Below are 18,842 nucleotides of genomic sequence, written 5' to 3'. Positions count from 1 at the left end.
CTGTCCCGAACTTCCGTCTTTATCTCCGGAGCATTCGTCCCATGACCTATCGTTTTGCTGCCGCCAGCCTTACGGCGCTCGCCGCTGTGCTGGCATCGGGCTGTGCGCCCACGCTTGCCGGCCCGCAGGCTTCGGCCCCTGTCGCCGTTAGCCCCGCCCAGCCAGCGCCGGCCGCGCTGCCGACGCTGGTTGAGAAGGTGAACATTCCTTACGAAAAGTTCGAGCTGGAGAATGGTCTTACCGTGCTTGTCCACGAAGACCGCAAGAGCCCCGTGGTCGGCGTCACCACCTATTACCGCGTCGGCAGCAAGAGCGAGCCGCGCGGGCGCACGGGCTTTGCCCACCTGTTCGAACACCTGATGTTCGGCGGGTCGGAAAACGTCGAGAATTTCGACATTCCCCTGGAAGCGGCCGGTTCCACCTCCACCAACGGGTCGACCTGGTATGACCGCACCAACTACGTCGAAACCGTTCCGACCGGCGCGCTCGATCTGGCGCTGTTCATGGAAAGCGACCGGATGGGCTATCTGCTCGGCGCGGTCAGCCAGGACAAGCTCGACAAGCAGCGCGGCGTTGTCCAGAACGAGAAGCGGCAGGGCGACAATGATCCCTACGGCCTCGTCGAATACAAGGTCGCCGAGGGGCTGCTGCCGGTCGGCCACCCCTATCGCCACTCGACGATCGGCTCGATGGCCGATCTCGATGCTGCCAGCCTGACCGATGTGCGCAAGTGGTTCACCGACAATTACGCGCCCAACAACGTCGTGCTGGTGCTGGCGGGCGATATCGACGCCAAGACCGCGCGCCCGATGGTCGAACGCTGGTTCGGTGCGATCCCGCGCGGTCCCGAGGTGGTGCGCAAAGCGGCCGAGCCGGTGACGCTGGCCGCGGACAAGCGCGAGACCATGACCGATCAGGTGCCGGTCACGCGGATCCTGCGCAGCTGGACCGGCCCTGCGATCACCCACCCCGACGCGGTGCCGCTGGCTGCGGGTCTGACCGTGCTGGGCGGGCTTGCTTCCTCGCGGCTCGACAATGCGCTGGTGCGCGGGGACGAGCTGGCGGTCTCGGTCACCGCAAGCGCGCAGCAGCATGAACAACTGAGCTTCCTGCAGGCGCAGATGGATGTGAAGCCGGGAGTCGACCCGGCGGTTGCCGAGGCGAAATTCAACGCGATCATCGACGAGCTGATCGCGCGCGGCCCCACGCCCGACGAGTTGGCCCGTGCCGCGACGCAGATCGTGTCGGGCCAGATCAGCGCGCTCGAACAGGTGGGCGGCTTCGGCGGCAAGGGTTCGACGCTGGCCGAAGGGCTGCTCTACACCGGCGATGCGGGCCATTACCGCGCCGAGCTTGAAGCGGTGGCACGCGTCACACCGGCACAGGTGCAGGCCGCGATGCAGCGCTGGATGGGCCGGCCGAGCTATACGCTGACGATCGAGCCCGGCGAACGCACGCTCGACGGGGCGACGATGGGCGGTTGGGGCGACGAGGCGACGGCCGGTGCGATCTCCCCCGATCCCAAGACCCCTATCCCCGTCACCCGCACCGCGCCCCCGCGCGAGGCACCGGCGGTCGCGCCCGTGGGCGCGCTGACCTTCCCGGCGGTGGAAACCGCGCGGCTTTCGAACGGAATCGAGGTCGCGCTTGCGCGGCGCAGTGCGATCCCCAAGATCAGCATGGCGATCAGTTTCGATGCGGGCAGCGCCGCCGATGGTGCGGCGCGCGCGGGCACGCAGTCGCTGATGATGGGTCTGCTCGACGAAGGCACGCTCACCCTTACCGCCGAACAGATCGCGGTGGCGCAGGAGCGGCTGGGCGCGTCGATTTCGACCGGCACGGGCACCGACACCAACACGGTGCAGATGACCGCGCTGACCGCCAATCTGGTGCCCTCGCTCGCGCTGGTGGCCGATATCGTGCGCAACCCCGCCTTCAAGGCCGACGATGTCGCGCGCGCCAAGACCCAGCAGCTTGCCGCGATCGCGCAGGACCGGGCCAATCCGGTCGGGCTTGCCCAGCGCGCGATCGGCCCGATCCTGTTCGGCGCGGATCACCCCTATGGCGGGGTTGGCGCACGCGGCCTTCCCGAGGTGGTCGAAGCGCTCGATCCCGCCGCGCTCAAGTCCGAACACGCGCGCTGGCTGAGGCCCGACAATGCGCGGATCACCGTTGTCGGCGACGTGACCATGCCCGAACTGGTCGCCGCGCTCGAACAGAGCTTCGGCGACTGGCGTGCGCCGGCCACGGCCAGGCCGGTCAAGAACCTCGATGCCGGCGTCCCTGCCGCGCGTCCGCGCGTGGTGGTGATCGACCGCCCAAACAGCCCGCAAAGCGTGCTGCTGCTCGGCCGCGTGCTGCCGGTGCGCGGCACGACCACCGGGCTGGAGGCGCTCGAACTGGCCAATGAAGTGATCGGCGATGGTTTCCTGTCGCGCCTCAACATGGATCTGCGCGAGGAAAAGGGCTGGACCTACGGCATCCGCAGCGGGCTGAACGCCGGTGTCGGTCCGCGTGCCTTCACCGTCTTCACGCCGGTGCAGTCCGACCGAACCGCGGATTCGATCAAGGCGATCCTTGCCAACCTTTCCGCCTTCCCGGCGAGCAAGGGCATCGATGAGACCGAACTGCAGCGCGTGACCGAAGGCAACGTCCGCGGTCTGCCCAACCGGTTCCAGACCAACGGGCAGGTTCTCGGCGCGATCCTTGGCAATCAGGTGCTGGGCCGTCCGGCGGATTACCAGACCAAGCTGCCGCAGATCTACCGCGGGCTCGATGCGGGCCGGATCAACGCCGCCGCGCAGCAATATCTGGGCAGCGATAATCTGGTGATCGTGGTGGTCGGCGACCGCAAGCAGATCGACGACCAGATCGCAGGGCTCAGGATGCCGGTCGAATATATCGAAGCGGGCAAGCTGTGACGGCGGCGCGCTTCGGCCCGAATGGAGTTGAAGCGCGCTGACACTCGTGTAAATAGCGCATCTTTCCAATGCCGGTCCCGATCAAGGGCGGGCAACATAACCCAAGGGAGTTCGAACATGTCCGTTGCAGGCACCTACAAGACCACCGTCAAGAGCCCGATGGGCGACCAGACCGGCACGCTGACCGTCGTTCCCGAGGGCGACACCTTCTCGGGCTCGCTGATCGGCAGCCTGGGTTCGATGGACATCACCGGTGGCACCATCGAAGGCAACACGATCAAGTGGAAGATGAACATGGTCGTGCCGATGCCGATGACGCTCGATTGCGAAGCGACCATCGACGGCGACAACCTGACCGGTTCGGTCAATGCCGGCGCGTTCGGCGCGATGCCGCTGTCGGGCACCCGCGAAGGCTGATCGCCCGCGCGGCCCAGCTAAGACTTTGCGAAAAGCCGTCGGAGCGCCCGCGCCCCGGCGGCTTTTTTGCGCCTGCCGTGCGCGCCAGACTGGCAGCGTTCATCACCCCCGGGTAAAAGATGCGCGTGCTCACCAAAAAGGGGACAACACCCATGAAACTGCCCGCCGCCGCGCTGCTTGCCGCCACTTTCGCCATCGCAGGCTGTGCCACCGTGTCCGACGATCACCCGCTCACCGGCACCCGCTGGCAGCTGACCGCGATCGATACCGCCGGCAGCACCACCACTTTGACGCCTGCATTGCAGGAACGCCATACGCTCACCTTTGCCGAAGGCGGCGCACTCGAACTCGGGCTCGATTGCAATCGCGGACGGTCGACATGGACCGCTGGCAAACCGTCCAGCGGCGCGGGCAATATTGACATCGGCCCGGTCGCCAGTACCCGCGCGATGTGCCCCGAACCCAGCTTCGGCAACCAGCTTGCCCGCATAGCGGAGGCAGAGCGTTATTCGACCACGCTCGACGGGCGCCAACTGGTGATCGAGACCCCGGACTTGCGGTTCTCCTTCGCGCCGCAGAACCGATAGTCCGCGCTCCGTCCGACCATTGTCTAGCTTTCGCCGCGCTGCCTGAAGCGCGATTGTGCAATCCTCGAATGGGAAGACCGCCTCAAGGGACGGTCACGGGATCGAGCGCACAAGCGGGAGAGAGACAATGGCAACGGCATATGATGGCGCCATGCCCAAGCATCACGAGGCCAGCGCGACGGAAAAACGCGTCATTCTGGCCTCGTCGCTGGGCACGGTGTTCGAGTGGTACGACTTCTACCTCTACGGCCTGTTGGCCACGATCATCTCGGCACAGTTCTTTTCCGGAGTGAACGAGACCACCGGGTTCATCTTTGCCCTCGCCGCTTTTGCGGCAGGCTTTGCGGTGCGCCCCTTCGGCGCGCTGGTGTTCGGGCGGCTGGGCGATCTGGTCGGGCGCAAATACACCTTCCTCGTCACGATGGGCCTGATGGGGGCGGCGACCTTCACGGTCGGCGTGCTGCCCTCCTATGCGAGCATCGGCGTTGCCGCGCCGATCTTGCTGCTGGTGCTGCGTCTGGTGCAGGGGCTCGCGCTGGGCGGCGAATACGGCGGCGCTGCCACTTATGTCGCTGAACACGCCCCCAACAACAAGCGCGGGCTTTACACCAGCTTCATCCAGACCACCGCAACTCTTGGCCTGTTTGCAGCATTGCTGGTAGTGATCGGCACCCGCACGATGATCGGCGAGGAAGCCTTCAAGGAATGGGGCTGGCGCCTTCCGTTCCTCATCTCGGCAATCCTTCTTGGCGTGTCGATGTGGATCCGGATGCAGCTGCAGGAAAGCCCGGTGTTCCAGAAGATGAAGGAAGAAGGCACCAACTCGAAGGCGCCGATTTCCGAAGCTTTCGGCAACTGGAAGAACGGCCGCTGGGCGCTGATCGCACTACTTGGCGCGGTCGCAGGGCAAGCGGTGGTGTGGTACACCGGCCAGTTCTACGCCCTGTTCTTCCTTGAGAAGATCCTGATGGTCGATGGCGCGACCACCAATATCCTTATCGCCACCGCGCTTGCCATCGGCACGCCGTTCTTCATCTTCTTCGGCTGGCTGTCGGACAAGATCGGGCGCAAGAAGATCATCCTCACCGGCTGCGCGCTGGCGGCGGTGACTTATTTCCCCGCCTTCCACCTGCTTACCAAGGCCGCCAATCCGGCGCTGGCACAGGCACAGGCCACGGCGCCGGTGACCGTGATCGTCAACGATGCCGATTGCTCGGTCCAGTTCGATCCGATCGGCAAGAACAAGTTCGACGCCAAAAGCTGCGATATCGCCAAATCCTTCCTCGCCAAGGGCGCCGTCAGTTACTCCAAAGTGGAGGCGGCCGAAGGCAGCATCGCCCAGGTCCGGATCGGCGCACAGACCTTCACCGCGCCCGATCCGGCCAAAGTAATGGGAGAGGAACGCAACGCGGCAATCACGGCGTTTCAGGACGAGGTGAAAGCTGCGCTCACCGCAGCCGGATACCCGGCCAAGGCCGATCCCGATGCGATCAACATGCCGCTGGTGATCGCCGTGCTGACCTGGCTCGTGCTGCTGGTGACGATGGTTTACGGCCCGATCGCCGCGCTGCTGGTGGAGCTGTTCCCCACCCGCATCCGCTATACCGCGATGAGCCTGCCCTATCACATCGGCAACGGCTGGTTCGGCGGGTTCCTGCCCACCACCGCCTTCGCGATGGTCGCAGCAACCGGCGATATCTACTATGGCCTGTGGTATCCGATCATCGTCTGCGCGCTGACTGTGGTGGTGGGGCTGTTGTTCCTGCCCGAGACGTTCCGCCGCAACATCGACGAATAACCGTGCCCGCAAAGGGTCGCAAGGAAGGGGCGGTATCCGGAAAGGGTGCCGCCCCTTTGCTTGTGCAGGAGCTTGCAGTAGCTTTGCGAAGGAGGGAGAGGTCGGGATCATGATGCTGGGCGCGGCGCTGGCTGCTGCATCGCTTTATCTGGGCGGATTGTTCTGGCTGGCCGCATGGCGCGACAAGGTGGCGCGCGGCGGGCAGGCCGAAGGCTGGCTCGCGCGCCGGGCGGGCACCATCTACGGCCTAAGCCTTGCGGTCTATTGTTCAAGCTGGACGTTTTTCGGCGGCGTGGGCACGGCGGCCAATGCCGGGCTCGATTACCTCGCGATCTATCTGGGGCCGATCCTCGTGTTCACACTGGGTTTCGGCCTGGTGCGCCGCATTCTGGTGCAAGCCAAGGCGCAGCATTCGACATCGATCGCCGATTTCCTGTCCGCCCGTTACGGCAAGAGCGCGAGCCTTGCCGCACTGGTCACGGTGATCGCCACCGCGGGCACGCTGCCTTACATGGCGCTCCAGCTGGAATCGGTCGGCACCACATTGCTGCTGCTCGACCCGTCGCTGCGCGCGCAGGTGGCCGCTGACGAACTGGTGCTGATCGTCGCGATGCTGATGGGGCTGTTCGCGGTCCTGTTCGGCGCGCGCCGTGCCGACCGGCCGGGCGCCAATGCGGGGCTTGTGCTGACCATCGCGGCCGAAGCGGTGGTGAAACTTGCCGCGCTGCTGGCGGTGGGCGCGCTGGCGCTGGGCTGGCTCATGTCGGGCAAGGCACCGCTGCCCGCTGCGACGACCGCGCTGCTTGCCCCGGGCCAGTTCGACGCGCGGTTCGCTGTTCTCACGCTGATCGCGGCCGCAGCGATCCTGTGCCTGCCACGCCAGTTCCACATGACTTTCATCGAAGCCCCGGGCGAACGCGCCTCGCCAGAGATGCGCTGGGTGCTCCCCGCCTATCTCGCTCTGACCGCGCTGGTGATCGTGCCGATCGTGCTGGCAGGACAGGTGGTGCTTCCGGCAGGCAGCGATCCCGATACCATCGTGCTGGCCCTGCCCATCGCCAGCGGCGCGCCGATGCTGGCCATTCTGGTCTTCATCGGCGGGCTTTCGGCGGCGACCGGGATGATCGTGGTCGCCTGTGTGGCGCTGTCGATCATGATCACCAACGATCTGGTCGCGCCGCTGCTGCTGCGCCGGGCGCTGGCGGGGGGCGGCGACCGCAGCCGCATCGCGCGCCGGCTGCTGCTGATCCGGCGCGTGGTGATCGGGGTGCTGCTGGGAGCGGCCTATGCCTTCTATCGCGGGTTTGCCGGGATCACCGATCTGGCAGGGCTCGGCACGCTGGCCTTTGCCGCTGCCGCGCAGTTCGCGCCCGGGCTGGTGCTGGGCATGGTCAGCCAGCACGGCAACCGCGCCGGGATGCTCGCAGGGCTTGCCACCGGATTTGCGCTGTGGCTCGTGCTGCTGATCGTCCCCGCCGCCACCGGAGCGAGAGCGCCCTTTGCCATCCACCCCGATCCGCTGGTTTCGGGCGTGGTCGTCAGTCTCGCGGTCAATATCGCGCTGTACTGGCTGGTCTCGGCGATCGTGCGCCCGTCGCTGCTCGACCAGGCGCAGGCGGCCGCCTTTGTCGGCACCAAGCCCCCCGGCACAATGCCGCGCCGCGGCACTGCCAAGCGGGTGGGCGATGTGCGCGCGCTGCTGGCCCAGTTCGTCGGGCGCGAGCGCGCCGATGCGGCGCTCGCCTCGCTCGATCTGCGTAATGCCGATCCTGCCGAAGCGGCCGTCCTCGAACTGGCCGAGCGCATGATTTCGGGCGTCATTGGCACCTCCTCGGCGCGGATGCTGCTGGGATCATGGGCCGGCGGCGATCCGATCCCCCTGCCCGAGGTCGTCGCGATGTTCGACGAGACCAGCCGCCGGCTCGGCTTTTCCGCCGACCTCCTCCAGACCGCGATCGAAAGCATCGATCAGGGGGTGGCGCTGGTCGACGGGGAGATGCGACTGGTGGCGTGGAATAGCCGCTATCAGCAATTGTTCGATCTGCCCGACCGCCTGGTGAGCGTCGGCACCCCGATTGCCGATCTGATCCGGTTCAACCTTGCCCGCGGGCAGCTGTCCGGCGCCGAGATCACCGAACAGGTCGAACGCCGCCTCGCCTATATGCGCGCGGGAACCGAACACCGGATCGAACGCATCCAGCATGATGGCCGCGTGCTGCGCATCGTCGGCGCGCCGACTCCCGGCGGCGGTTACACGACGTCCTATACCGACATCACGGCTGACCGGCTGGCCGAACAGGCGCTGGAAGAAAAGGTCGCGCAGCGCACCCGCCAGCTCTCAGAAGCCAACGCCCTGCTCGCGCAGGCGACCCAGTCCAAGACCCGCTTCCTTGCCGCAGCCAGCCACGATCTGATCCAGCCGCTGAACGCCGCGCGCCTGTTTGCCTCGGCCCTTGGCGAAGAAATCAGCGGCCAGCCGGCGCTGGAGCGGTTGGTAGCCGACCTCGACGGGTCGATCGTTGCCGCGGACCGGCTGATCCGGGTGCTGCTGGAAATCTCGCGGCTGGACAGCGGCGCGATCGTGCCCGCGCCCGAACCGATCGCGCTCGACCAATTGTTCGCGGATGTCGCACGCGATTTCACGCTGCAGGCACGGGCCAAGGGGCTGCGCCTGACCCGCGTGCCCACCAGCGTCTGGGTGATGGCCGACCGCGCGTTGCTGACCGCGGTGCTGCGCAATCTCCTCGCCAACGCTGTGCGCTATACGGCCACCGGGAGAATCCTGATCGGGGTGCGGCGGCGCGGGGCGCAGGCGGTGATCTGCATCCACGACACGGGGCGCGGGATTGCGCCGGAGAACATCGAACGGATCTTCGGCGAATTCGAACGCGGGACTTCGACCGATCGCGAAGGGCTGGGTCTGGGCCTGGCGATCGTCAGGCGTGCCGCGGCACTCTTGGATGCCGAGGTTGAAACCACCTCGATACCGGGCCGGGGCAGCCGCTTTGCGCTCTGCCTGCCGGTGCTGCGCCGCGAAAGCGTGGTCGCCCCCGCGCCGCTTCCCGCACAGCGCGCAGGGGGCCTCGGTCATGCCCGCGTGCTGGTGGTCGACAACGATCCCGCCGCGCTGGCTGCCACCGCCGCGCTGCTGGCCCGCTGGGGCCTGTCCGTCACCGGTGCTGCCAGCCTTGCCGAAGCGCGCACGGCCATGCCCGCGCCCCCCGATATCGCGATCATGGACTACCGGCTCGACGATCCGGAGCGCGGCGATGCGGTGTTTGCCGCGCTGTGCGAGGAATGGGGCGCGCGCTGTCCGGCGATCCTGCTGACAGCGGAAGCCTCGGACGAAACTGAGGCTGCGGCAGCCCGGATGCTCGCCAATCGCCTCTTGAAACCCGCCGCGCCGGCCGCGCTGCGGGCGCTCATCGCGACCGCGCTGGCAGAAGGCCGCGCGGCCGCGAACGATCAGGCTTGGGCGGGCTCTGCCACCGGCTGATCGACATCGAGCTTGGCGGCGACCAGCACCGCCTGGGTGCGGCTGCCCACCCCCAGCTTGCGCAGGATCGCGGTGATGTGCGCCTTGACCGTCGCCTCGCTGATCGAAAGTTCATAGGCGATCTGCTTGTTGAGCAGCCCCTGCCGGATCCCGGCAAGGATGCGCCGCTGGGCCGGGGTAAGGCTGGCGATGCGGGCCAGATCGTCGTCCTCGCCTGCGTGGCCTTCCGCAAACCAGGCATCGCCGCCCTGCACCGCCGCCAAACCTTCGCGGATCGCATCGAGACTGGCCGATTTCGGGATGAAGCCCGCCGCGCCCAGTTGTGCCGCCGCTGCCGCAACGCGCGGCTCTTCCGAGGCGGAGACGATCACGATCGGCAGCGCAGGATAATCCTGCCGCAAGTCCATCAGCACGCTGAGGCCCGAGGAATCGGCCATGTGCAGGTCGAGCAGCAGGCATTCGGCCCCGCCCGCCTGCAAGGCGGCCCGCGCCTCGGCCGCCGAACTCGCCTCGAACACCGCCGCACCCGGCCAGACCCGCGCGACCGCATGGGCGAGCGCGCCGCGGAACAGCGGATGATCGTCGGCAATGACGATACGGGGCTGCATCAGCGGTTCTGCCGACCGTCGATCAGTCGGTCGACAAGACCGGGGTCGGCCAGCGTCGAGGTATCGCCCAGCGAACCGAAATCGTTCTCGGCGATCTTGCGCAGGATCCGGCGCATGATCTTGCCTGAACGGGTCTTGGGAAGACCATCGGTGAAATGGATCACGTCGGGCGTCGCGATCGGGCCGATTTCCTTGCGCACATGCGCCTTCAGCTCGGCGAGCAGTGCGTCGGTGCCCTCCTCGCCCGCATTGAGCGTGACGTAGCAGTAGATGCCTTGCCCCTTGATATCGTGCGGATAGCCGACGACCGCGGCCTCGGCCACGCGGGCGTGCAGCACCAGCGCGCTCTCGACCTCGGCAGTGCCCATGCGGTGGCCCGAGACATTGATGACATCGTCGACCCGGCCGGTGATCCAGTAATATCCGTCCTCGTCGCGCTTGCACCCGTCGCCGGTGAAATACTTGCCCGTGTAGGTGCTGAAATAGGTCTGCCCGAAACGGTCATGGTCGCCATAGATTGTGCGCGCCTGCCCGGGCCAGCTGTGCGTGATGGTGAGGTTGCCCTCGGTCGCGCCCTCCAGCACCGCGCCCTCGTTGTCGACGAGCTGCGGACGGATGCCGAAGAACGGCAGCCCTGCGCTCCCCGGTTTCATGTCGTGCGCGCCGGGGAGCGTGGTGATCATGCAGCCGCCGGTTTCGGTCTGCCACCAGGTGTCGATGATCGGGCAGCGGCCCTCGCCCACCACGTCGAAATACCAGCGCCAGGCTTCCGGGTTGATCGGCTCGCCGACGCTGCCGAGCAGGCGCAGCGAGGCGCGGCTGCGGCTGGTCACATGGGCATCACCCTCGCGCATCAACGCGCGGATCGCGGTGGGGGCGGTGTAGATGATGTTGACGCCGTGCTTGTCGACCACGTCCCAGAAGCGCCCGTGATCGGGGTAATTGGGCACGCCTTCGAACACCACCGCGGTCGCAGCGTTCATCAGCGGGCCGTAGACGACGTAGCTGTGCCCCGTGACCCAGCCAATATCGGCGGTGCACCAGAACACCTCACCCGGCTGGTAATCGAAGATGTAGTGGAACGTCGTCGCCGTCCACACGCCGTAGCCGCCGGTGGTGTGGAGCACGCCCTTGGGCTTGCCGGTCGAACCCGAGGTGTAAAGGATGAACAGCGGGTCTTCCGCGTTCATCACCTCGCAGGGGCAATCCGCGTCGCTGGCAAGATCGGCGAGCCAGTGGTCGCGGCCCTCCTGCATCGCGATGTCGCCGCCGGTGTGCGGGATCACCAGCACGCCTGCCACATCGGTGCCCGGATGGGCGAGCGCGGCATCGACGTTGGCCTTGAGGGGGATGTGCTTGCCGCCGCGCAGGCCTTCGTCGGCGGTGACGACGAAGCGGCTGCCGCAGTCCTCGATCCTTCCGGCCAGCGCCTCGGGCGAGAAGCCGCCAAACACCACCGAATGCACCGCCCCGAGCCGCGCGCAGGCAAGCATCGCGACCACGCCTTCGAGGATCATCGGCATATAGATCGTCACCCGCTCGCCGCGGGTCACGCCCAAAGATTTCAGCGCGTTGGCCATCCGCACGACCTCGGCGTGCAACTGACCATAGGTGAGACTGCGGCTCTCGCCGGCGGGATCGTCGGGTTCGAAAATCAGCGCCGTGGTATCGGCATGGGTGGGCAGGTGCCGGTCGACCGCATTATGGCACAGGTTCAATTGCCCGTCCGCGAACCATGCGATCGCCACGGGGTCATAGGACCATTGCCCGCCGATCGTGGGCGCCTTGACCCAGTCGAGCCGCCTTGCCTGATCGAGCCAGAAGGCGTCGGGCGTGTCCACCGACGCGCGGTACATCGCGGCATATTGCTCGGGCGTGCAGTGCGTGGGCGTGTGGGCCTCGGGCCGCTCAACGGCGTGGATCATCTCGACTCTCCCTAATCTCGGCCTGTCTTTACATCAGGCTATCAGTCCCGCGCCCTCAGACAAAGGTCTTACGACCATCCTCCAACTGTCCGCCTTGCCCGGTCGGGCGCAGTCTTGGCGGCATAAGAAGAAATGGGAGGGGTTGATGGGTCACAAGCGGATCGTGTGCAGCCTGCGCGGCGTGCTGCTGGCAGCGAGCATTCTGTCCTCGGCGCCGGCGCTGGCGGAACAGCAGAGCGTGGACGCGCGGCTCGACCGGCTCGAACGACTGGTCGAAGGGCTTGTCGCGCGGCTCGATGCCGATGCGAATGCACAGGCGCAGCAGGCGAACGCTCTCGCGGCGATCCGCACCGAGACCGGCGCCATCCGCGCCGAGCAGGAAGCGATCCGCGCGCAGACCGCCGCGACCGAAGAAACCGCGCGGTCGCTGGCGGTACGGCAGGCGGAAATGTCCGACAAGCTGATCGAATTCGCCATTCCTGCGGGCGAGGGTTTCAAGGTCGGCAAGACGCGGGTCACCTATGGCGGCTATGTCAAACTCGACGCGATCAGCCAGCGCACCAGTGGCGGGCAACTGGGCGGCAATTCGATCTTGCGCGATTTCCTGTTCCCCTCCTCGATCCCGGTCGGCGGGCAGGCGAGCGGGTTCGACACCGATTTCTCCGCCCGCCAGACCCGGTTCCTGTTCAAGACCGAGACCGATGTCGGCACCGATCACAAGCTGTCGGGCCTGATCGAGCTCGATTTCAACGTCACCGATGGCGGCAACGAACGGGTGACCAACAGCTTCACGCCGCGGATCCGGCATGCCTTGATCAATTACGACAACTGGACCTTCGGACAGGGGTGGTCGACCTTCCAAAACGTTGCCGCGCTGCCCGATTCGCTCGACTTCATCGGGGTGACGCCGGGCACGGTGTTCGACCGTCAGCCGTTGGTCCGCTACACCAAGGGCGGGCTGCAAGTGGCTGTAGAACAACCCGAAACCGTCGTCACCGCGCAGAACGGGTCGATGGTGACGCCGGGCGACGATCAGGTTCCCGACATCATCGGACGCTACAACTGGAGCGGTGACTGGGGCAGCTTCACCGCGGCCGGGATCGTGCGGCAACTGCATGTTTCGGCTGACGATCTCTTGGGCGTGGACGATGCGGCGTGGGGTTATGGCATCAGCCTGTCGGGCAAGCTCAAGGTGGGCGAGCAGGACGATTTCCGCTTCATGGCCACCGCCGGGGACGGGTTGGGTCGCTATATCGGGCTCAATATCGTCAACGATGCCGCGATCCGGCCCGACGGGACGCTCGACCCGATCTTCACCTGGTCGGGCTTTGCCGCCTACCGGCATGTATGGACGCCGAGGCTGCGCTCCAACATTGCCGGGTCGTGGTTCAAGGCCGACAACCCGGTCGCGCTGACCACCCGGCAAGTGACCGATGAAAGCTGGAACGCCTTTGCCAACCTGATCTGGACTCCCATCCCCCCGCTCAATGTCGGGGTCGAGGTGATGTATGCCAGCCGCACGCTGGAAGATGGCCGGAGCGGCAATCTGCAGCGGGTACAATTGTCGACCCAGTACAGCTTCTGAAACGGCCTTGGGCATGCGCGGAGGCGGATGTTTCACGTGAAACACCTCTCCCCGACAGGGTCTGGAGGGGGTCGAAACGGGGCTGGAGGGGGTCTGGATGGGGTCAGACGGGCCTCGAAACCGGCCGACACGCCAGCGAAAAGGCCCTGCCGGGCAGACGCCGGCAGGGCCTTTTCGCATTATCCTGGCAAGCGGCGCGGTCAGAACCGGAAGGCAAACCCGGCGCTGATCACCCACGGGTCAAGCTTGTGCACGGTCTCGATTGCCAGCGTGTTGCCGACATACCAGCGCGCGGTGGTGTCGATGAAATAGCGTTTCACATCGACCGACAGGGCCAGCCCCGTATCGTTGAGCGGCACGTCGACCCCGGTCTGCAACGCAAGCCCGAATTCGTCCGACAGATCGGTGCGCGTCACGCCCAGCGGCAGCGCTGCGGCGCCCGGCTTGTCGCCGACCCACAGGAAATAGGCCGGGCCCGCGCCGACATAGGGTTTCACCCCGCCCAGATCGAAGTGCAGCTTGGCCGTGACAGTCGCAGGCACCAGCTTGGCATTGCTGACCAGTTCCGCGCCGGCGGGCAGGCCCGCGGTCGCATCGACATCGTGCTGGGTGATCCCGGCGATGGTTTCGATCGAGACATTGTCGGTCACGAAATATTCGACCGCGACAGTCGGTGTGACATTGTCGTTGGCCTTGGTCTGCGTGGTCGCCGGCAGCCCCGGCAGATTGACGTTGATGTCGGTGATCTTGCCGTCGGGCGCGACGTAGGTGCCCAGCACCTTGGCCTGGATATGCCCGGCGCGCGCAAGCGCACCTTGCGCCATTGCCGGGGCCGCCCCCAGCATCAGCGCCGCGGTTCCCAGAACGGTTCCGGCCAGAACGATGCTGCGCGGCGTTGCAAGTCTTGTCATGTTCCCATCCTTGTCGGCAGCAGTGGCCGCGCCCATGCGGCCCAGGAAAGTTGCTGCCTGTGGGGGCGCCGATAGCCCCGCCCGCCCCCCTTCCTCATTGATCGGGATCAAAGACCTTTGCGCTCGCTGTGCGCATTGCCATGCGCATCATGGCAAGCCTCAGCCCTTCTCCCTGCGCCGTGCGCCTGCGTGCCACCGCCGCGTTCCGCGCCGCCTTGCCGCAAGGCTGCGGCGATGGCGATACCGCTGCCCGGCTGTGCACGCTGGGCATGGCTGCGGTGCTCGCCCGCGGCGCCGAACTCGCGCCCGATCCCGAACGCGACAGGCTGGTCTGGATCGCCAGCGGCGCTGCCAAGCTGGTCGCGCGTCACCCCAGCGGCGCGCCCGGCGGGCAGGTGCTGGCGTTCCATTTCGCGGGCGATCTGGTGTCTGTGCTGCGGCAGAGCAGCGCAGCATCCGGCGGTGATTTCCGGCTGATGGCGCTGGAGAACAGCAACCTGCTGGTCTTTCCCTCCGATGCCTTTCTCGACACCGCGCAGGCCGATCCCGCGGTGCTGCGCGCGGTGCTGACCCGGTCGCTTCAGGCACTGCACCGCAGCCGCACGCGGATGATGCAGATGGGGCACAAGTCCGCATCCGCACGGGTCGCCGATTTCCTGGTGTCGATGGCCGAACGGCTGGCCGATTGCCGCGCGGGCGCGTGCCGGTTCGTGCTGCCGATGAGCCGCCGCGATATCGGCGACAGCCTCGGCCTCACGATCGAGACCGTCAGCCGCCAGCTCACCGAACTGCGCGAGGCCGGGCTGGTCGCGACCGAGGGCCGTTCGGGGGTCGCGCTGCGCGATGTCGCGGCGCTGGCCCGGATCGCGCACCGCGCCAGCGCCTGAACCACCGCAAACACCGCTTTCATCAAATTCCGCCGCCGATTTGATCTGGCTCAAACACAAGGGACCCCGCCGCGGATTAGGGGTCGGCCTGCGAAACAAGGGATTAATCGAAATGGAATCAGTCGTTGGGCGGCTGGGGGTATGGGCGCTTGTCCTGCTCGCCAGCATCGCTGCCATTGCGCTGACCCCCGATGCGGGGTTTGCGATCCACATGGGGATCGTCGGGCTTGTCGCGGTCGTGCTGATCGTGGCGACGCTGGGCACCTATGATCCGGTCGCGCGGGCGCAAAGCCTGTTCAGGATGCCCCCCGGGCCAAGCCGGTATGATGACGACGTGATCCGCTGGGGCGTGATCGCGACGATGTTCTGGGGCGTGGTCGGTTTGCTGGTGGGCGTGTTCATCGCCGCGCAGCTTGCCTTCCCCCAGCTCAATCTCGAACCCTATCTCAATTTCGGACGGGTGCGCCCGCTGCACACCTCGGCGGTGATTTTCGCCTTCGGCGGCAATGCGCTGCTCGCGACCAGTTTCTACGTGGTGCAGCGCACCTGCCGCACCACGCTGGCGCTGCCGGGCACCGCGCGCTTCGTGTTCTGGGGATACCAGCTGTTCATCGTGCTCGCCGCGACCGGCTACATCCTCGGGATCGGCCAGGGCAAGGAATATGCCGAGCCCGAATGGTATGTCGATCTGTGGCTGACGATCGTCTGGCTCGCCTATGCCGCGGTGTTTGTCGGCACGCTGCTGAACCGGCGCGAACCGCACATCTATGTCGCCAACTGGTTCTACCTTGCCTTCATCATCACGATCGCGATGCTGCACGTGGTCAACAACCTGGCGATGCCCGTCAGCCTGCTGGGCGCGAAAAGCTACAGCGCCTTTGCCGGCGTGCAGGATGCGCTGACCCAGTGGTGGTATGGCCACAACGCGGTGGGTTTCTTCCTCACTGCGGGCTTCCTTGCGATGATGTATTACTTCGTGCCCAAGCAGGCCGGGCGGCCGGTGTACTCCTACCGCCTGTCGATCATCCACTTCTGGTCGCTGATCTTCCTCTACATCTGGGCCGGCCCGCACCACCTCCACTACACCGCGCTCCCCGACTGGGCGCAGACGCTGGGCATGGTGTTCTCGGTGATGCTGTGGATGCCGAGCTGGGGCGGGATGATCAACGGGCTGATGACGCTGAACGGCGCATGGGACAAGGTCCGCACCGATCCGATCATCCGCATGATGGTGCTTGCGCTCGCGTTTTACGGGATGAGCACCTTCGAAGGGCCGATGCTGTCGATCAAGGCGGTGAACAGCCTGTCGCACTACACCGACTGGACGATCGGCCACGTGCACTCCGGCGCGCTGGGGTGGAACGGGATGATCACCTTCGCCTGCGTCTACTACCTCACCCCGCGCCTCTGGAACCGGGAGCGGCTCTACAGCTTGCGGATGATCAACTGGCACTTCTGGCTCGCGACGCTGGGGATCGTTTTCTACGCCGCCTCGATGTGGGTCGCCGGGATCACGCAAGGGCTGATGTGGCGTGAATATGGCGCGGATGGATACCTGGTGAACAGCTTCGTCGACACGGTCGCGGCGCTCCACCCGATGTATATCCTGCGCGCCGTGGGGGGCCTCATGTACCTCAGCGGTGCGATCATCATGGCCTTCAATATCGCCATGACCATCGCCGGAAAGCGGCGCGCCGAGGCCCCGATGGGCGACGTGTCCGCCGACACGTCCGCCGATCACCCCCTGCCGCAATCCCCCGCCCCGTCCTTTGCCGCACAGCCGGCCGAATGACCGCGCCAACGGGAACCTGACACCATGAGCAACACTGCAAACACCCCCAACGCTTCGGGCGGCGCCTTCGACGGGCACAAGAAGCTCGAACGCAACGTCACCCTGCTTGCCGCGCTGACCCTTGGCGTGGTGGCGATCGGCGGGATCGTGGAAATCGCCCCATTGTTCTGGGTCGACAACACGATCGAGAAGGTCGAGGGGATGCGCCCCTACACCCCGCTCGAACAGGCGGGCCGCGACATCTATGTGCGCGAGGGGTGCTATACCTGCCACAGCCAGATGATCCGGCCCTTCCGCGACGAGGTCGAACGCTATGGCCACTACAGCCTTGCCGCGGAATCGATCTACGATCACCCCTTCCAGTGGGGATCGAAGCGCACCGGGCCCGATCTGGCGCGCGTCGGCGGGCGCTATTCGGATGCCTGGCATGTCCAGCATCTGAAATCCCCGCGATCGGTGGTGCCCGAAAGCATCATGCCCAATTACAGCTTCCTGTCGCAAACCGCGCTGAAGGTGCCCGATCCCGCCGCCAGCCTTGCCGCGCTGCGCGCAGTGGGCGTGCCCTATTCGGATGCCGATCTGGCGGCCGCCGCAAACGACCTCGAAGCCCAGGCCAACCCCGAAGCCGACGCCGGCGATCTGGCCGCGCGCTATCCCAAGGCGCAGATCCGCGACTTCGACGGCGATCCGGGCCGCGTGACCGAAATGGATGCGCTGGTCGCCTATCTCCAGATGCTGGGCACGCTGGTCGATGTGAACAGCGCCGCCGCGCAGGAGGAACTCAGCAAGGGAGCGCAGGGGCGATGACCCTCTACACCGCCTTGCGCCACTTTGCCGACAGCTATGCGCTGGCGATGATCGTCGGCCTCTATCTGACCTTGTGCCTGTGGCACTTTCGCCCCGGCGCGCGGGCGCACCGCGATGCTGCCAAGCACCTCATCTTCAAGGATGACACCAATGACCACCTTTGACAGCCCGGCCCGCGCCGGCAAACGCATCGACGCGCCCACCGGCACCGAAACCGTCGGCCACGAATGGGACGGCATCGAGGAGCTCAACACCCCGCTGCCGCGCTGGTGGCTCTACACCTTCTATGCGACGATCGTGTTCGCCGCGGTCTATGTCGTGTTTTACCCCGCCTGGCCGATGGTCGAGCGCGCGACCGCGGGCACGCTGGGCTGGTCGAGCCGGGGCGATCTGGTGCGCGAAATGGGCGCAGCCGATGCGGCGCGCCAGAGCGTGACCGAGCGGATCGCGGTGACCGACATCGAAAAGCTGGCCGCCGATCCGCAGCTGATGCAGGCCGCGGTGGCCGGCGGGGCTGCCGCCTTCAAGGTCAATTGCGTCCAGTGCCACGGCGCAGGCGCGGCAGGATCGGCGGGCTATCCCAACCTCAACGACGATGACTGGATCTGGGGCGGCACGCTGAGCGAGATCGAATACACGCTCACCCACGGGATCCGATGGGAAGGCTCGGACGAGACGCGCACCAATTTCATGCCCGCCTTTGCCGGGATGTTCGACAAGAGCCAGACCGCCGCGCTTACCGGCCATGTCCTCTCGCTGTCGGGCAAGCACAAGTCCAGCCCTGCCGGCGCGCAGCTTTTCGCCGACAATTGCGCCGCCTGCCACGGCACCGGCGGCGAAGGCAGCCCGGCGATGGGCGCGCCTGCATTGAACGATGCGATCTGGCTTCTGGGCGGCACCGAAGCGGACATCGCCCGCCAGATCGAGGCACCGCGCCACGGGGTGATGCCCGCATGGAAAGGGCGGCTCGATCCGGTCACGATCAAGATGCTCGCCGCCTATGTCCACTCGCGCGGCGGCGGGCAGGATGCCGCCCCTGCCACCCCCGATGCCCCCGCCGCCGCTCCTGCGGCTCCCGCAGCGACCAAGGTCGCCAGCAAGTAGGTCA

The 18,842-nt window shown here is 66.4% G+C and carries 14 protein-coding genes; 11 read left to right on the top strand and 3 right to left on the bottom strand.

Features of this window, described 5'->3' with window-relative positions; translation table 11 throughout:
• The first annotated feature begins 41 nt into the window (after nucleotides 1-41).
• The 5 genes from A9D12_RS08535 to A9D12_RS08515 all read left to right on the top strand — a co-directional run bounded on the left by A9D12_RS08535 (nucleotide 42) and on the right by A9D12_RS08515 (nucleotide 9,219).
• A complete protein-coding gene (locus A9D12_RS08535; RefSeq protein ID WP_068350893.1) occupies nucleotides 42-2,921 on the top strand; it encodes a M16 family metallopeptidase in 2,880 nt (959 codons plus the stop codon).
• Nucleotides 2,922-3,038: 117 nt separating this feature from the next.
• Nucleotides 3,039-3,338 carry a hypothetical protein gene (locus A9D12_RS08530; RefSeq protein ID WP_068350892.1) on the top strand — a complete coding sequence of 100 codons (300 nt, stop codon included), beginning with the start codon at nucleotides 3,039-3,041 and terminating at the stop codon, nucleotides 3,336-3,338.
• Nucleotides 3,339-3,490: 152 nt separating this feature from the next.
• Nucleotides 3,491-3,925 carry an META domain-containing protein gene (locus tag A9D12_RS08525; protein ID WP_068350891.1) on the top strand — a complete coding sequence of 145 codons (435 nt, stop codon included), beginning with the start codon at nucleotides 3,491-3,493 and terminating at the stop codon, nucleotides 3,923-3,925.
• A 127-nt stretch (nucleotides 3,926-4,052) separates the two neighbouring features.
• On the top strand, nucleotides 4,053-5,723 hold the full coding sequence (locus tag A9D12_RS08520; protein WP_068350890.1) for an MFS transporter: 1,671 nt from the start codon (nucleotides 4,053-4,055) through the stop codon (nucleotides 5,721-5,723).
• Nucleotides 5,724-5,832: 109 nt separating this feature from the next.
• Nucleotides 5,833-9,219, top strand: a complete 3,387-nt coding sequence (locus A9D12_RS08515; RefSeq protein ID WP_068350889.1) for a sensor histidine kinase — start codon at nucleotides 5,833-5,835, stop codon at nucleotides 9,217-9,219.
• Here A9D12_RS08515 and A9D12_RS08510 read toward each other — a convergent pair.
• The gene (locus A9D12_RS08510; RefSeq protein WP_068350888.1) at nucleotides 9,189-9,827 is read right to left on the bottom strand and encodes a response regulator transcription factor; all 639 of its coding nucleotides are present in this window, start codon (nucleotides 9,825-9,827) and stop codon (nucleotides 9,189-9,191) included. The two genes, A9D12_RS08515 and A9D12_RS08510, sit on opposite strands and share 31 nt — an antisense overlap.
• Nucleotides 9,827-11,752: an acetate--CoA ligase gene (acs, locus tag A9D12_RS08505; protein WP_068350887.1), complete on the bottom strand. Its 1,926-nt coding sequence runs from the start codon at nucleotides 11,750-11,752 to the stop codon at nucleotides 9,827-9,829. The genes A9D12_RS08510 and acs overlap by 1 nt, the downstream gene beginning before the upstream one ends.
• Nucleotides 11,753-11,897: 145 nt before the next feature.
• Between acs and A9D12_RS08500 the strand changes: the two genes are divergently transcribed.
• The gene (locus A9D12_RS08500) at nucleotides 11,898-13,337 is read left to right on the top strand and encodes a DcaP family trimeric outer membrane transporter (protein WP_068350886.1); all 1,440 of its coding nucleotides are present in this window, start codon (nucleotides 11,898-11,900) and stop codon (nucleotides 13,335-13,337) included.
• 200 nt (nucleotides 13,338-13,537) lie between these two features.
• Here the strand turns inward: A9D12_RS08500 and A9D12_RS08495 are convergent, their stop codons facing one another.
• Complete coding sequence (locus tag A9D12_RS08495) at nucleotides 13,538-14,248, bottom strand: OmpW/AlkL family protein (protein ID WP_068354099.1); 711 nt, start codon at nucleotides 14,246-14,248, stop codon at nucleotides 13,538-13,540.
• A 149-nt stretch (nucleotides 14,249-14,397) separates the two neighbouring features.
• Between A9D12_RS08495 and A9D12_RS08490 the strand changes: the two genes are divergently transcribed.
• From A9D12_RS08490 to ccoP, 5 genes are all read left to right on the top strand, one after another.
• A complete protein-coding gene (locus A9D12_RS08490) occupies nucleotides 14,398-15,135 on the top strand; it encodes a Crp/Fnr family transcriptional regulator (protein WP_197489799.1) in 738 nt (245 codons plus the stop codon).
• A 112-nt stretch (nucleotides 15,136-15,247) separates the two neighbouring features.
• A complete protein-coding gene (gene ccoN, locus A9D12_RS08485; protein WP_068350884.1) occupies nucleotides 15,248-16,927 on the top strand; it encodes a cytochrome-c oxidase, cbb3-type subunit I in 1,680 nt (559 codons plus the stop codon).
• 24 nt (nucleotides 16,928-16,951) lie between these two features.
• Nucleotides 16,952-17,734, top strand: a complete 783-nt coding sequence (gene ccoO, locus A9D12_RS08480; RefSeq protein WP_068350883.1) for a cytochrome-c oxidase, cbb3-type subunit II — start codon at nucleotides 16,952-16,954, stop codon at nucleotides 17,732-17,734.
• Nucleotides 17,731-17,898, top strand: a complete 168-nt coding sequence (locus tag A9D12_RS08475; protein WP_068350882.1) for a CcoQ/FixQ family Cbb3-type cytochrome c oxidase assembly chaperone — start codon at nucleotides 17,731-17,733, stop codon at nucleotides 17,896-17,898. The genes ccoO and A9D12_RS08475 overlap by 4 nt, the downstream gene beginning before the upstream one ends.
• Complete coding sequence (gene ccoP, locus A9D12_RS08470; RefSeq protein ID WP_068350881.1) at nucleotides 17,885-18,838, top strand: cytochrome-c oxidase, cbb3-type subunit III; 954 nt, start codon at nucleotides 17,885-17,887, stop codon at nucleotides 18,836-18,838. Before A9D12_RS08475 ends, ccoP begins: the two co-directional genes overlap by 14 nt.
• Nucleotides 18,839-18,842: the final 4 nt, after the last annotated feature.

The organism is Erythrobacter neustonensis (genome assembly GCF_001663175.1).
In the GTDB taxonomy this organism is placed as follows: domain Bacteria; phylum Pseudomonadota; class Alphaproteobacteria; order Sphingomonadales; family Sphingomonadaceae; genus Erythrobacter; species Erythrobacter neustonensis.
This window is presented reverse-complemented; position numbering and strand designations above follow the sequence as displayed.